This is a genomic window from Burkholderiales bacterium, assembly GCA_023511995.1.
Taxonomy (GTDB): Bacteria; Pseudomonadota; Gammaproteobacteria; order Burkholderiales; family Thiobacteraceae; genus Thiobacter.
Map to the genome: position 1 here is coordinate 36473 of JAIMAL010000004.1, position 13463 is coordinate 49935.

Consider the following 13463-nt stretch of genomic DNA (forward strand, 5'->3'; position numbering starts at 1 on the left):
AACGCTTATTTTAACGTGAAACGCCGCGCTCCACATTGCCGAAGGTGAGGCACCGGGATCATTGGCGCATCCCCGGCAGGCCTCTCCCAGGGCATGGCGCCTTCAGCGGGCGGTGAAAAGCAGCATGGCGGCGGCCCCCACCCCCGTTGCCAGCATGGGAGGCAGCGTCCGCCGGCCGAGGGCCTGCCCGCCGAGGACGAAGGCAAGCCCCAGCTTCACCACCAGGTTGGCGAGAAAGGCCGCGAGGATGAGCCGCGTCACCTCCAGGGCGCCCAGGTTGCCCAGGCTGAAGAGGCGCAGGCTGGATAGCGTGATGGCATCCACATCGGCTATGCCCGCCACCGCAGCCACGCCATAGAGACTGATGGCATCGCCGCGGGCGGAAACCCAACTGGCGATGAACAGGATGAGAGCATAAAGGAGCGCGAAGCCGATGGCGGTTTTGAGTTCCGTGGGGTTGGCCGTCTCCGGCACCGGCAGCTCGCCTGTGGGTGTGTGCTGCCAGAGGAGGCCGGTGATGACGAGCCCCACGACGAAACCGCCGCCCAGCACCGGCAGGAGAGTCGGCAGCACGCCGGGCGCCACGGCCGCCGCTAGCACGGCCAGGCGCGCGAGGACGACGAGATTGGCCAGCGCAATCACGGTGGCGGCCACCGGCATGAGCTCGGCATGGGTGCGCCCGTGCCGGGCATAGACCAGCGTGGTGGCGGTGCTCGACACCAGGCCGCCGAGGAAGCCCAGCACCAGGGTGCCATAACGCTGGCCGAAAAGACGCAGCGCCACGTAGCCGGCAAGCCCGATGCCGGAGATGAGTACCACCATGAGCCAGGTCTGGTGGGGATTGAAGGCGTGGAAGGGGCCGAAGTCCCGATCCGGCAGGATGGGCAGGATGACGAAACTCAACACCGCAAACTGGAGCATGGAAACCAGATCGCGTCGGGTGAGGCGGCGGGCCATGCCCTGCATTTCGGGCTTGAAATAGAGGAGCACGGTGATGACGATGGCGAGCATGATGGCGAGTTCCCGCTCCCCATGCCACACCAGCGCCCCGAGGAGGTAGCTTGCGAGGAGCGCCGCTTCGGTAGTGGTGCCCGGCTCCGTCTCCGGCAAAGCCTCGCCCAGATAGGCGGTGACGATATAGGCCGCCACCGCGGCAAAGCCCGCCACCAGAAGCCAGGGCGAAGCCGTGGTTTGCGCCAGCATGGCGCACAGCGTGCCCAAGAGGGCGGTGAGGGCGAAAGTGCGCAAGCCCGCCTTGGCGCGGGGATTGCGTTCCCGCTCCAGGCCGATGAGGAGTCCCAGACCCAGGCTGACCAGGAAAGGGAACAATTGGCCGAAGGGCGAATCGGGCGGGAAAAAGTCTTCCATCACGCAGCCTGCCAGTGCTCCACCACGAACTGCAATGTTTCATTGCCATTGTAGTGGTTGATGTCCAGTCGATAGACGGCCGCGATCCTCTCCGGCAGCTCATCGGTGCGGAAAAAGCATATGGCATCGAAACGCCGGTCCTCGCGTTCCAGCACGAGGCGCAGATGGCGCTCCCCCACCACCCGCTGGGAAAGCACCCGGAATTCGTCAAAAAAGCGCGGCTCGGGAAAGCCCTGGCCCCAGACTTCATGGGCGAGGTGGCGCGCAAGCTGGAGGTGGGCCTCTTCCACGGGCAGGCTGCCGTCGGTTTCCAGGGTGCGGGTGAGAACGTGTTGCGGGATGAGTTCCCGTGCCACGGCTTCGAAGGCCTGGGCGAAGCGGGGGAAATCTTCCTCTCCGATGGACAGACCCGCCGCCATGGCATGACCGCCGAATCTGCGCAAAAGGTCGGGCGCGCGTTTGGCGACCAGGTCCAGGGCATCGCGCAGATGGAAGCCGGGAATGGAACGGCCCGAGCCTTTCAGTTCGCCGGGGCCGCCGGGGGCGAAGGCGATGGCGGGACGGTGGAATTTGTCCTTGAGACGCGAGGCGAGGATGCCGATCACGCCCTGATGCCAGCCGGGGTCGAACAGCACGACACTGTGGCTGTGGGTGTTGCGGATGTTCTCCACTGCGGCAAGCGCCGCCTGCTGCATGTCCGCTTCGATTTCCCGCCGTTCCCGGTTCAGGCTGTCCAGTTGTCCGGCCAGCAGAAGCGCCGCTTCGGCGTCGTCGGTGGTGAGGAGTTCAATGCCGAGCGACATGTCGTCGAGTCGTCCGGCGGCATTGAGACGGGGGCCAAGGGCGAAACCCAGATCCCAGGGCGAGGCCCGCGCCGGGTCACGCCCGGCGACCTCAAACAGCGCCTGAATGCCGGTGCAAGCCGCCCCGCGGCGGATGCGCGCGAGCCCCTGCGCCACCAGGCGCCGGTTGTTGTCATCCAGGCGCACCACGTCGGCCACGGTGCCCAGGGCCACCAGGTCGAGGAGACGGGCGAGATTGGGTTCCTCGCGTTTTTCATAAAAACCCCGCGTGCGCAGCTCCGCCCGCAGCGCCAGCATGACATAGAAGATCACGCCCACTCCCGCCAGGTGCTTGCTGGGAAAGGGACAGCCCGGCTGATTGGGATTGACGATCACCGCCGCCGCTGGCAGCGACTCCGCCGGCAGGTGGTGGTCGGTGACGAAGACCTCCAGCCCCAGGCGGCGGGCCTCCTCGATGCCGGCATGACTGGCGATGCCGTTGTCCACCGTGATGAGGATGTCCGGGGATTTGCCGGCGGCAAGCTGCACGATTTCCGGCGTCAGGCCGTAACCGTACTCGAAGCGGTTGGGCACCAGATAATCGACATCGGCGCCGAAACTCTGCAGGGCACGCAGGGCGACGGCGCAGGCGGTGGCACCATCGGCATCATAGTCGGCGATGATGAGTAGGCGCCTGCCCAGCGCAATGGCATCAGCGAGCCGGCGCGCCATCTCCCGCGCGTTGAGCAGGGTGTCGGGCGAGGCCAGGTGCTGGGCGCGGCAATCGAGCTGGGCGGCATCGCCAATACCCCGTGCCGCGTAGAGGCGCGCAAGAAGGGGTGGCACACCGTGGCGGATGAGGGAATCCAGTTTATCGCGCGGCACCTCGCGCACGGTGATGCGGGTCATGGTGACATTATGCAGTCTGGCCGGTGCTCAGAAAATGTCGGCGTAGTGACCCAGGGGGCGCGGCCGGCGCCAGAACCGCCAACGGGCGCGGCGTCTGAGGGTGAACACCATGTTGTGCCGCGCGCCCAATGCAAGCAGGGTGAGGCTGGCAAGCCGCCCTTTGCGGAATGCCTCGGCCAGGGGCGCGAACCATTTCTCCTCCAGCTGGCGCAGGCGGCGCTGCCAGGCTTCGGCATCACCCCGGGCGGCGGCGCCACGCAGTGCATCCAGCACCACGAGGAAGGCGCCTTCACCCCGGTTCGTGGGGAGGATGTCGGCCGCACCCTGCGGCAGGGCCGCAAAGGGTATGCCGGCGGCCCGGGCAAGCCCCTGTGCCATAAGATCGTCGGCCCAGAGGTGGGCATAGGGTCGCGCCTCCACGAGGGGCAGCCGTCCGCCGCCCCAGGGCCAGAGGCTGTTTATTGTCGGCCTGCCGGCGGCTTCCCGGGCCTGGTTTACCGGGTGCGCAAAAAGCAGCATCTGCGCTTCGGTGAGGAGCCGCAACAGCCGGGGCGCATCCTCACCGCTGGGCAGCAGGGCATTGACGGTGCGACCCTCCACCTCGGGAAGGGCATGGGTGGTAAGCCGCAAGGGCTGGGGAAAACGCAGGTACCAGCGGTCGGGGCGCAGGGCATGGAAACTCGCCGCGCCCGCCGTGAAATGGGCCTGCAGGGCGGCGATGAGCTGTTCCGCCTCGGCGCGGGACAGACCGAGCGCTTCCGGCCCCATCAGCCTCACCTCCCCCTGCTGGGGCGCCAAGTGCACGGGATCGGCACACAGCCACCAGGCTTCGCCGGGATTTCCATGCTCGGCGAGCAGGCTTAAGGCGGCGACGGGCACTTCCTCTCCCGCGAGCTGAAAGGCCCTTCCAAGCCAGGTTTCCAGCGACGTGCCCGGCAGGCTCCGTTTGCTGGCGCGGGCAAGGAGAAAGGCAAGCCGGGGCAGACGCAGGTCGCGGTAGACATCCACCAATGCCGCCGCCGGACGCGGGGGAATGAGGTCGGGAATGACGACGGTGCACTCCATGGCGGCAAATGTAACATCGTCCGGTTACACTGGTGTTTTTTATCGGAGGTTCAAGTGGATTTGATCCTTTGGCGACACGCCGAGGCGGAAGATGGGGTGCCGGACAAAGCCCGCGATCTCACGGCAAAAGGGGAAAAACAGGCCAGCCGCATGGCGGCGTGGTTGAAGTCCCGGCTGCCCCAGGAAACGAAAGTGCTCACCAGCCCCGCCACGCGGGCGATCCGCACCGCAAGCTACTTGGTGGATGAGCCGGAAGTGGTGCGTGCGCTGGACGTGGGAGCCACGCCCGCGGCGGTGCTTGCGGCGGCGGGCTGGCCGGAGAATGGCAGTGTGGTGGTGGTCGGCCACCAGCCGACCCTGGGCCGCGTGGCGGCACTCCTCCTTTCCGGCGAGGAGGCGGACTGGGTGATCAAGAAGGGTGCCATCTGGTGGTTCACCAACCGCGTGCGGGGTGGCGAGGCGCAGACCGTGCTGCGCGCAGTGATGGCACCGGACCTGCTGTAGGCGGTGGCGATGCGCCGCGGGGCGCGTCGGCCTTCAGGCGGGGATGCGGTAGATCTCCGGCCCCATGAGGTCGATGCCGCAGGGCAGGTTCTCGAACCAGTCGAGGAAGCGGTTCACCATGGCCCGGCCACGGAAGGGCGGGCCATGCTGGGGCACCAGCCATTCCACCTCCAGCTTGCGCACCATCTGCACCCAGCCGCGGGCGGCGCGGTTGGAGACCATGATGCGCCGGTGGAAGGGCTCCATATAGGGCAGATGGGCATCGAAGTCCTCCACGGGACTGCCTGCTTTGGCCACCTCCACCATGGAGGCGCCCACATCTCCGGAAAAGAGGATTTTGCTCACCGGATCGTAGAAGTGGAAATTGCCCTCGGCGTGGAGAAAATGCGCGGGCAGGGCGATGATCTCGCTTCTGCCCAGTGGAATGCGCATGCCCTCGTCGGGAATGGCAACAATGCGACCGGCGGTGTTGCCCACGGTGCAGAAATGGGGCACGAAGCGGGCCCAGAGTTTCGAGATGTAGATCCTGCAATCGGTGTGCACCATCCACTTGTTGGCGGAGGCGACGATGTCCGGGTCGGCGTGGGAGGCCAGCACGTAGGCGAGCCTGCGCGGCGGGAAATGGGCGTGCATGGCCATGAACAGCGCGTTGTAGGTCATGTTGCCACCGGGGTCGATGAGCGCCCCCACGTGGTCATCCACGACCAGGAACTGGTTACTCTGCACCGCGCAATGGTCGATGGTGCACTCGTCGGTGACCAGATCGGTGAACGCGAGGCAGACGTGCCGGCCATCGTCGTACAGGGTGAGGGGCATGGGCGAGCTCCTTCAGGTGAGATGGAAACGATCGATGCTTCGCTTGAGCGCGTCTGCCGCATTGGCGAGCGCTGCCGCGGTGGCCGTGGTGTGCTGGCTGCTTTGCGCGAGTCGGGTGGAGTGGGTGCGCATCGCGTCCAACTGCGTGTCGATGGTCCGGGTGGCGGCGAGCTGTAGCATGAGGGCGTGGGCGATGGCCTCCACGGCCGCCACCACGTCTGCTTGGGCGCGACCGATGTCGTGCATGGCCTGAGCAGCCTGAGCCGAGCGGGCGGCACCGGCCTGCACGCCGGCTACCGTCTGTTCCATGATTTCGACGGCCTTTTGCGCTGCGTGGGCGACGTTCTCCACCAGCGCAGTGATGTGGTCGCTGGAGGCGGTGGTCCGTTCGGCAAGCTTGCGCACTTCGTCAGCAACGACGGCAAAACCGCGCCCCTGTTCCCCCGCGCGGGCGGCCTCGATGGCCGCGTTGAGGGCGAGCAGATTCGTCTGGTCGGCCAGTTCCCGGATGACCTGGACGATGCCGCGGATGTCGCGGGTGTGCGCATCCAGGCCGCGCAGGGAGTCGGCGGTGGCGCCCACCAGGCTGGCGATGCTGCGCGTCTCTTCCGCTCCCTGGGTGACCAGGGCAGCAGCTTGAGTGGCGGTTTCACTGGTGCGTTCCGTGAGCTCCCGCGCCCGGGCCGTGCGTTCGGCCACTTCGCCCAGGGTGTGTTGTAATTGCCCCACCAGCGCGCCCACGTCGTGAATTTCCCGGACCAGCGTGGTGATCACGCGTGCATTGTCGTCAGCTGCCGCCTGCAATGCGGGCGAAGTCTCCGTCAACAATCCCATCTGGCTTTTGATCTCCTGCACCAAGCGACGCAGATGGTCCCGCATGGAGGCGATGTGGCTCGCCAGTTGGGCCATTTCATCCGTGCCGCGACAATCCACCTCATGGTCGAGGCGTCCTTCGGAAATGGCGTCTGCGGCGTACATGGCCTGTTTCAGTCCGGAATGCAGGCGACGCAGGGCGGCCAGCCCCATGCCCGTGCCCACGATGGCGGCGACCACGGCGAGCACTACGAACAAGAGGCGGGCCTGGTCGCGCACGGCCAGCATGGATGCGATGCTGTCCGTGGTGGGCGATTGTGCCAGGTCAATCACCTGGTCCAGAGCCAGCCAGCCCACGCCGATAGCGGCATAAAAGACCGCGGTGGCAAAGGCGGCCCACAGCCAGATGCGGTTTTGCAGCGTCAGTCTAGGTAACATGATCATTTCCTCCAACTCACCAAGCATCGTCCGCTAGCAGTCTGTTGCGCATCCCCCGCCCTCAACGCGGGGAGAGGCAAGCGGCCCAAGGCGTTTTTCGACAGACGGCTAGCGGGCCCCCAAAAAGTGCATGAACTCGGCCATCACCATCGGCCGTGCGAAGAGATATCCCTGGGCCTTGCGGCAGCCCATCTGCAGCAGCATCTGCCGTTGCGTTTCGCTCTCCACGCCCTCGGCGATCACCTCTATCTCCAGACTTTCGGCCATGCGGATGATGGCCTCCACCAGCTTGCGGTTGTGGACGTTGTGCTCCATTCCGCTCACGAAGCCCATGTCGATCTTCAGCCGGTCCACGCTGAAACGCAGCAGATAAGCCAGATTGGAATAGCCGGTGCCGAAATCGTCCACTGCCAGCTGTACGCCCAGTTCATGCAGGCGCTGCAGGGTCCTGACCTGGACACTATCCTCTCCCATGAGGCTGGATTCGGTGATCTCCACTTCCACCCTGCCGGGGGGAAGGGCGATGCGTCCCAGTTGTTCACCCAAGATGTCTGGCAGTAGGGGTTCGTGCAGGCTGCGCGCGGAGAAATTGAGCGCGAATTGCAGGGAGTCCTGGGGTTGTGTCAGCAGCAGGGTCTTCAGGTCGCCACAGAACGCTTCGATCAGCCAGGCGGTGAACTTGGGGGCGAGCCCCGTCTCCTCCACCACCGGAATGAAGCGGGCGGGGCTGATGGGTCCCAGCCGGGGATGCACCCAGCGGGCCAGGGCCTCGACGCCTACAACCCTGCCATCGCCAAGATGCACCTGCGGCTGCCAGGCAAGGTGCAGCCCCTCCCCCGAGTCCAGCGCGGCGCGCAGCGCGTTGGCGAGTTCCAGTCGTTCGCTGGCGCGGCGCCCCATGCCGGGTTCAAAAACGCACCAGCGGCTACCTGCGCCCTGTTTGGCCGCATACAGGGCGGTGTCCGCGTGGCGCATCAAGGTTTCGGCATTGTCGCCGTGATCGGGGAAACAGGCGATGCCTATGCTGGCGCTTACCCGCAGTTCGCGGTCTGCCAGCTGGAACGGCCGATCGAAGGCAGCGAGCACCTTGCGCGCCACGGTGCGGGAATCGCCTTCGTGTTCCATCCCACACAGAATCAGGGTGAATTCGTCTCCGCCCATGCGCGCCACGGTGTCCGACTCCCGCAGCGTACTCCGCAGGCGCTGACCCACCTCCTGCAGCAGGGCATCCCCGGCCGAGTGGCCCAAGGCGTCGTTGATCTCCTTGAACCGGTCCAGGTCGAGGAACATCACGGCGAAGCGCTCTTTCGTCCGCTGGGCGTGCCCGATGGCGGCCGTCAGGCGTTCGCGGAAGAGGGCACGGTTGGGCAAGCCGGTGAGGGGATCGTGGAAGGCCAGATCGTAGAGTTGTCGCTGGACTTCCTGATCGCGGCTCATGTCCGAAAACACACCCACGTACCGATGGGGTTGACCGTGCTTGTCGCGGATGACATCGATGTGCAGATATTCCGGATACACCTCGCCGTTCTTGCGCCGGTTCCAGATTTCGCCGCTCCAGCGGCCTTCGCTCAGCAACTTCCCCCACATGGCGCGGTAAAAACCCTCATCATGCCGGCCGGAGGAGAGAACGTGGGGTGTTTTGCCCGCGACTTCTTCCAGGGTGTAGCCGGTGGTTTCCACGAAGGCGCGGTTGACGTAAAGGATGCGCGCCTGGGCGTCCGTCACCAGGATGCCCTCGCTGGTCGCTTCGAACACCGCCGCCGCCATGCGGTGATGGGTGAGCTCCTCTTCCAGCAGGCGGATTGTCGAGGCCAGCCGTTCGCGGCTGGCCTGTTCGCGCTGAAGCAGGCAGCGGAAGACCGACAGCCTCGTGACCACACCGATGAAGGTGCCCTCATCGTTGGTCACCGGCAGGCTGTCCCAGGGTCCCTCTTCCAGCCTGGCCAGGGTCTGCTCCAGGCTGGTGGTGGCAGCCACTGTCGGCGGCTGGCGTAGCAGCAAAAGATCGGCGAAGATGCGGTCGGGAAAGAGCGCCGCCTGACGCTCGCTGACGATGCCGAGCAACTGGCCGTTTTCCATGACGGCGAAGATGCGGTCGCTGGGGGCGGGGGGAAGGTCCCGGTAGCGGGCTTCCGTCTCGACTGCAACACAGGCATCCACCAGGCAGTCGGCGGCGCGGGGGTCGTAGCTGGCGTTCATAATGCTTGGATGTCCAGATGCGTGGTGACTTCGAGCTTGAGGTGGAGGATTTCGTCCGCCGCCATGAAGGGTTTCACATGGCGCAGGACCAGGCTTACCAGTTCCTGCTCATCCAGTTTGCGCAGAATGGCCTCCCGCACCAGGATGTCGCTCACCACATCGTCCTCCACTGGCACGCGGCGGTAGGGCGTGGTGCTGAGCAGGGACAGGGCGCGACTCATGGCGACATGGCCGATGGGGGAGCGGGCGCCCATCACCAGGCCGTCCTCGATGGGGGGCAGCAGGAATTCGGAGAGGCTCAGGCGGACACTATGGCTATGAGAGATCACGGTTTTTCTCCAAGGCGGTGAGGTATCGTCGAAAAAAGGGATATTATTGTCTTAAAGTCTTTATCGTCCGTCAAAAACAAAACTTAAGGGGGTTCAGGGGCCCGGTTGCTCGTAGCGGGAGGCGGCCGGCTGGCCAAGGGTGCCGGGGCTGTGGCACACTGCCGCTCCGTGTTTTTGCCCGGTGTTGCTCCGTGACGCCCTACGAGCTTTTCGTCGGCCTGCGCTATACCCGCGCCAAGCGGCGCAACCACTTCATTTCCTTCATCTCCCTCATCTCCATGCTGGGCATCGCCCTGGGCATCATCGTCCTCATCACGGTGCTTTCGGTGATGAACGGCTTCCAGCAGGAGTTGCGGGCCCGCATCCTGGGGGTGGCTTCGCACGTGGAGATATCGAGCTTCGGTGGCCTGCTTGCCGACTGGCGCCAGGTCATGGAGGCGGCCCGGGCGCACCCGCAGGTTAAGGGCGCGGCCCCCTACATCCTGGGGCAGGGCATGCTGGCCTTCGACCAGGCGGTGCAGGGGGCGCTGATCCGCGGCATCCTGCCGGAGCGAGAGGACGAGGTGGCAGACATCGGCCGGCACATGAAGCAGGGCCGGCTTGCCGATCTCAAGCCAGGCGAATTCGGCATCATCCTCGGCGTGGAGCTTGCCCATGCCCTGGGCGTGCGGCTTGGCGACAAGGTGACGGTAATCGCGCCGCAGGGCAATGTCACGCCCGCGGGCATTCTGCCGCGGCTCAAGCAGTTCACCGTGGTGGGCATTTTCGAGGTGGACATGAATCTCTACGATGCCGGGCTTGCCTTCGTGCACATGGAGGATGCCGCCCGGCTCTACCGCATGGGCGATGCGGTGTCGGGGGTGCGGCTCAAGCTCGCCGATCTTTTCGCCGCTCCTGAGGTGAGCCGGCAACTGGCGGTGGCTCTGCCGGGCAACCTCCTCATCCGCGACTGGACGCAGCAGAACGCCAACTTCTTCCGCGCCGTGCAGATGGAGAAGCGGGTGATGTTCGTGATCATGTTCTTCATCGTCGCCGTGGCCGCCTTCAACATCGTCTCCACCCTGGTGATGGTGGTCACCGACAAACAGGCGGACATCGCCATCCTGCGCACCCTGGGGGCCACTCCGGCCAGCATCATGAAAATCTTCATCGTCCAGGGCACGCTCATCGGTCTGGTGGGCACCGTGGCCGGCGTGGTGGGCGGGGTGCTGCTTGCCGCCAACATCGACGTGGTGGTGCCGGCCATCGAGCGGCTGTTCGGCGTGCATTTCCTGGCCAAGGATGTCTATTACATCTCCGAATTGCCCTCGCAGGTGCAGACCTGGGATGTGGTCGCCATCGCGACGGTTTCCTTCGTGCTGTCGCTGCTGGCGACCCTCTATCCCTCCTGGCGGGCGTCGCGCACCAATCCCGCGGAGGCATTGCGTTATGAATGACTCCGCGAAAGATGCCGGGCTGGTGCTGAGCTGCCGCGGGCTGGCCAAATCCTATTGGCAGGGCAGGGTGGAGGTGCCGGTGCTGGTGGATGTGAATCTGGAAGTGCGGCGGGGTGAGCGGGTGGCCATCGTCGGTGCTTCCGGTTCCGGCAAAAGCACGCTCCTACACCTGCTGGGCGGCCTGGATGCGGCGGACCGGGGTGAGGTGCGCATCCTCGGCCGCGACATGCAGGCCTTGAACGATGCCGACCGGGGACGACTGCGCAACGAGGCCCTGGGCTTCGTCTATCAGTTCCACCATCTGCTGCCGGAATTCACCGCGCTCGAGAATGTGATGATGCCGCTACTCATCCGCCGCACCCCGCTCGCGGTGGCGCGGCAGAAGGCGGCGGAGATGCTGGCGCAGGTCGGGCTTGCCCATCGCTTGAGCCACAAACCGGGAGAGCTCTCAGGTGGGGAGCGTCAGCGGGCGGCGGTGGCGCGCGCCCTGGTGACACAGCCGGCCTGTGTGTTGGCGGACGAGCCCACCGGCAATCTGGACCGGAAAACAGCGGCGGGCGTACTGGATTTGATGCTGGGGCTTAACGACCGGCTGGGCTTGAGCCTCGTCATCGTCACCCATGATGGGGAGCTCGCCTCGCGCATGCAGCGGGTGCTCGCCCTGGAGGATGGGGTGCTCAGACCCTTAAGCTGAGGGTGGAGGCCTCAGGCCCGCCCCACGTTGGCGTCGGTGGGGCTGTGGTAGTAATCGCTTTCCTCGGCGAATTCCTTGGTTTCTTCCAGGAGCAGCTTCATGCGCTGCTCCGCCGTCGCCACCTCGGCGCAGGATTCGCAATAGGGATCGGTGCACGGCTGGTGCGCGTACAGCCAGTACTGGATGGCGCCGGCGAGCAGGCCGGAGGCGACGTCCCACGGGTCGGCGTCCTTGTTCCGGTCCATCATCCGGTTGCCGAGGTCCACCACCGCCGCGGCCGCTTCGTCGAAGAGGGAGGATTCGTTCTCAGGAATGTCCATCATGGGCCTGTCTGTCCCCGGGCAGGTGACAAATGCTGTGAAAACCCGGCATTTTACTGCAACAGGCCGGGCAGTCCATAGCTGCCGCCGCCGGACGTGTGCCTTTATTCTTTGCCACTCGCCTTGAGCGGGGGAATCGGGGGTCAGGGATGGAGGCGTTTTCCGGCAGGGGTGTGGTGGTGACGGGCGGGGCGCGGGGCATCGGTCTTGCTACCGTCGAGGCTTTCGTTGCGCGGGGGGCGCGGGTGGCCTTCTGCGCGCAGCATCAGGCGAGCGTGGAGCGGGCGCTCATGCACTTCGACGCCGCGCAGGTGTGGGGCATGGCGGCGGATGTGGCGGACGCTGCCAGCGTGCGCCAGTTCGTGGAGCAGGCCGCCCGTTTCCTCAACCGTTTCGATGTGCTGGTCAACAATGCCGGCATCCTGCGCCACGGCCCGTTCCAGGAAGCCCGTTACGAAGACATCGCGCGGGTGGTGGCGGTCAACCTGACGGGACTTTGTTTCGTCACCCGCGCCATCCTGCCCTTCATGCTGCGCGCCGGGCAGGGCACCATCGTCAACGTCGCTTCCGGTGTGGGGCTCTACGCGGCGGGGGGACTCGCCGTCTACAGCGCCACCAAGTTCGGTGTGGTGGGCTTCACCCAGGCCCTGGATCAGGAGGTGGCGGCGGCCGGCGTGCGGGTCTTTGCCGTCTGCCCCGGCCGAGTGGCCACCGACATGCAGGTGCAGTATGCCGGTGCCCGCATCGGCATGCCGGCGAGCAAGGTGGCGGCGCGCATCGTGGCGCTTTGCGGCCCGCATCCCCGGGCGCGTACCGGCACCTGTGTCGAGCTATACGAATGAGGCCTACAGCGCCTCGCGGTAGAAGAAAACGAAGCGCCCGTCGTTGAAGTCGATGGCCAGGACCGCGCCCCGCGACAGGGCGTAATCCACGTAGCCGGGCACCGCGGCCTGTCCATGGCATTCGGAGACGTGTTGCGGCGCTTCGAAATTCCGGTCCCGGTCATACCAGGAGAGGAGCATGGGCGAGGCAAAACGCCGCGCCGCCTCCTCGTTGGCGCGGGCAAGGGCTGCGCGGTAGTCGGGAGGAGACTCCTTGAGGCGCACGACCTCCACCCCACTGAGGTCGGGCTGGCGTGGTGTGCAGGCGGAGGCCATGGTCAGCTCCGGACGGGCTCGAAGGTGGCGTCCAGGTTCAGATCGTCGCAATAGTCGAAGAAATCCGCGCGCAGGGCGGGGATGTGGGTGCTGGCCGGCACTCCCACGTCCATGTGCACGGAGAACATGCGCGTGCCGGTGTGGGGGGCGGGGTAGGTGTCGGTGGAAAGTTCCTCGATGTTGATGCCGCGGCTGGCAAAGAAACGGGAAAGTTTGTGCACGATGCCCGGATGGTCGAGGGCCACCACTTCCACGTGATAGGGCAGAGTAGGCTCCCGTTGCTCCCGCTGCCGTGTGCGTTTGTAGGTGATAGCAAGGCCAAGCTGGCGGCCGAGGGATTCGAGCTGGCCCTCCAGTTTCGACAGGGCATTCCACGGCCCCGACACCAGCATGAGGATGGCGAACTGTCCCCCCAGCACGGTCATGCGGCTTTGCTCGATGTTGCAGCCGGTTTCGGTGATCCTGGCGGTGAAGGCTTCCACCAGTCCCACCCTGTCATCGCCGCTCGCCGTGAGCACGAGGTAGTCGTTGTGCGCTTGCATGGGGATTCCTGCTGGCCCGAAGAGACGTTAGTTTAACGTGAAACCACGCCAAGCGTTTCATCCCCTCCCCTTGGGGCGGGGCAGCGCGGCT

14 protein-coding genes are annotated in these 13463 nt (G+C 65.7%); 4 read left to right on the forward strand and 10 right to left on the reverse strand.

All coding sequences use genetic code 11. From position 1 onward, the window contains the following. Window positions 1-102: 102 nt before the first annotated feature. From K6T56_03175 to K6T56_03185, 3 genes are read right to left on the reverse strand one after another with little or no spacing between them, the layout of a single operon-like run. On the reverse strand, window positions 103-1368 hold the full coding sequence (locus K6T56_03175; protein MCL6555347.1) for an MgtC/SapB family protein: 1266 nt from the start codon (window positions 1366-1368) through the stop codon (window positions 103-105). Continuing rightward, window positions 1368-3059, reverse strand: a complete 1692-nt coding sequence (recJ, locus tag K6T56_03180; GenBank protein MCL6555348.1) for a single-stranded-DNA-specific exonuclease RecJ — start codon at window positions 3057-3059, stop codon at window positions 1368-1370. Before recJ ends, K6T56_03175 begins: the two co-directional genes overlap by 1 nt. Before the next feature lie 27 nt (window positions 3060-3086). After that, on the reverse strand, window positions 3087-4124 hold the full coding sequence (locus K6T56_03185; protein MCL6555349.1) for a hypothetical protein: 1038 nt from the start codon (window positions 4122-4124) through the stop codon (window positions 3087-3089). Window positions 4125-4178: 54 nt separating this feature from the next. Here K6T56_03185 and K6T56_03190 point away from each other — a divergent pair, with 54 nt between their 5' ends. Continuing rightward, window positions 4179-4628: a histidine phosphatase family protein gene (locus tag K6T56_03190; protein ID MCL6555350.1), complete on the forward strand. Its 450-nt coding sequence runs from the start codon at window positions 4179-4181 to the stop codon at window positions 4626-4628. A 33-nt stretch (window positions 4629-4661) separates the two neighbouring features. Here K6T56_03190 and K6T56_03195 read toward each other — a convergent pair whose 3' ends face one another. The 4 genes from K6T56_03195 to K6T56_03210 all read right to left on the reverse strand — a co-directional run bounded on the left by K6T56_03195 (window position 4662) and on the right by K6T56_03210 (window position 9223). Further along, window positions 4662-5444 carry an MBL fold metallo-hydrolase gene (locus tag K6T56_03195; GenBank protein ID MCL6555351.1) on the reverse strand — a complete coding sequence of 261 codons (783 nt, stop codon included), beginning with the start codon at window positions 5442-5444 and terminating at the stop codon, window positions 4662-4664. Between the two features lie 12 nt (window positions 5445-5456). Continuing rightward, window positions 5457-6695 carry a methyl-accepting chemotaxis protein gene (locus tag K6T56_03200; GenBank protein MCL6555352.1) on the reverse strand — a complete coding sequence of 413 codons (1239 nt, stop codon included), beginning with the start codon at window positions 6693-6695 and terminating at the stop codon, window positions 5457-5459. A gap of 108 nt (window positions 6696-6803) precedes the next feature. Then, window positions 6804-8894, reverse strand: a complete 2091-nt coding sequence (locus tag K6T56_03205) for an EAL domain-containing protein (protein MCL6555353.1) — start codon at window positions 8892-8894, stop codon at window positions 6804-6806. Continuing rightward, complete coding sequence (locus tag K6T56_03210; protein ID MCL6555354.1) at window positions 8891-9223, reverse strand: hypothetical protein; 333 nt, start codon at window positions 9221-9223, stop codon at window positions 8891-8893. The genes K6T56_03205 and K6T56_03210 overlap by 4 nt, the downstream gene beginning before the upstream one ends. A gap of 191 nt (window positions 9224-9414) precedes the next feature. On the opposite strand from K6T56_03210, the gene K6T56_03215 reads away from it, so the two are divergent. Together K6T56_03215 and lolD are read left to right on the forward strand one after the other, a co-directional pair. Continuing rightward, window positions 9415-10659, forward strand: coding sequence for a lipoprotein-releasing ABC transporter permease subunit (locus K6T56_03215; protein MCL6555355.1), 1245 nt, complete (start codon window positions 9415-9417; stop codon window positions 10657-10659). Next, window positions 10652-11353 (forward strand): lipoprotein-releasing ABC transporter ATP-binding protein LolD, encoded by a 702-nt coding sequence (lolD, locus tag K6T56_03220; protein ID MCL6555356.1) that lies wholly within the window; start codon window positions 10652-10654, stop codon window positions 11351-11353. The genes K6T56_03215 and lolD overlap by 8 nt, the downstream gene beginning before the upstream one ends. Before the next feature lie 11 nt (window positions 11354-11364). Here lolD and K6T56_03225 read toward each other — a convergent pair whose 3' ends face one another. After that, window positions 11365-11676 carry a hypothetical protein gene (locus tag K6T56_03225; GenBank protein ID MCL6555357.1) on the reverse strand — a complete coding sequence of 104 codons (312 nt, stop codon included), beginning with the start codon at window positions 11674-11676 and terminating at the stop codon, window positions 11365-11367. Between the two features lie 146 nt (window positions 11677-11822). On the opposite strand from K6T56_03225, the gene K6T56_03230 reads away from it, so the two are divergent. Further along, entirely contained in the window at window positions 11823-12515 is a 693-nt protein-coding gene (locus tag K6T56_03230; GenBank protein ID MCL6555358.1) for an SDR family oxidoreductase, read from the forward strand. A gap of 3 nt (window positions 12516-12518) precedes the next feature. Here the strand turns inward: K6T56_03230 and K6T56_03235 are convergent, their stop codons facing one another. Continuing rightward, entirely contained in the window at window positions 12519-12830 is a 312-nt protein-coding gene (locus K6T56_03235; GenBank protein MCL6555359.1) for an AF1514 family protein, read from the reverse strand. A gap of 2 nt (window positions 12831-12832) precedes the next feature. Next, window positions 12833-13372 carry a glycine cleavage system protein R gene (locus tag K6T56_03240; protein MCL6555360.1) on the reverse strand — a complete coding sequence of 180 codons (540 nt, stop codon included), beginning with the start codon at window positions 13370-13372 and terminating at the stop codon, window positions 12833-12835. Window positions 13373-13463: the final 91 nt, after the last annotated feature.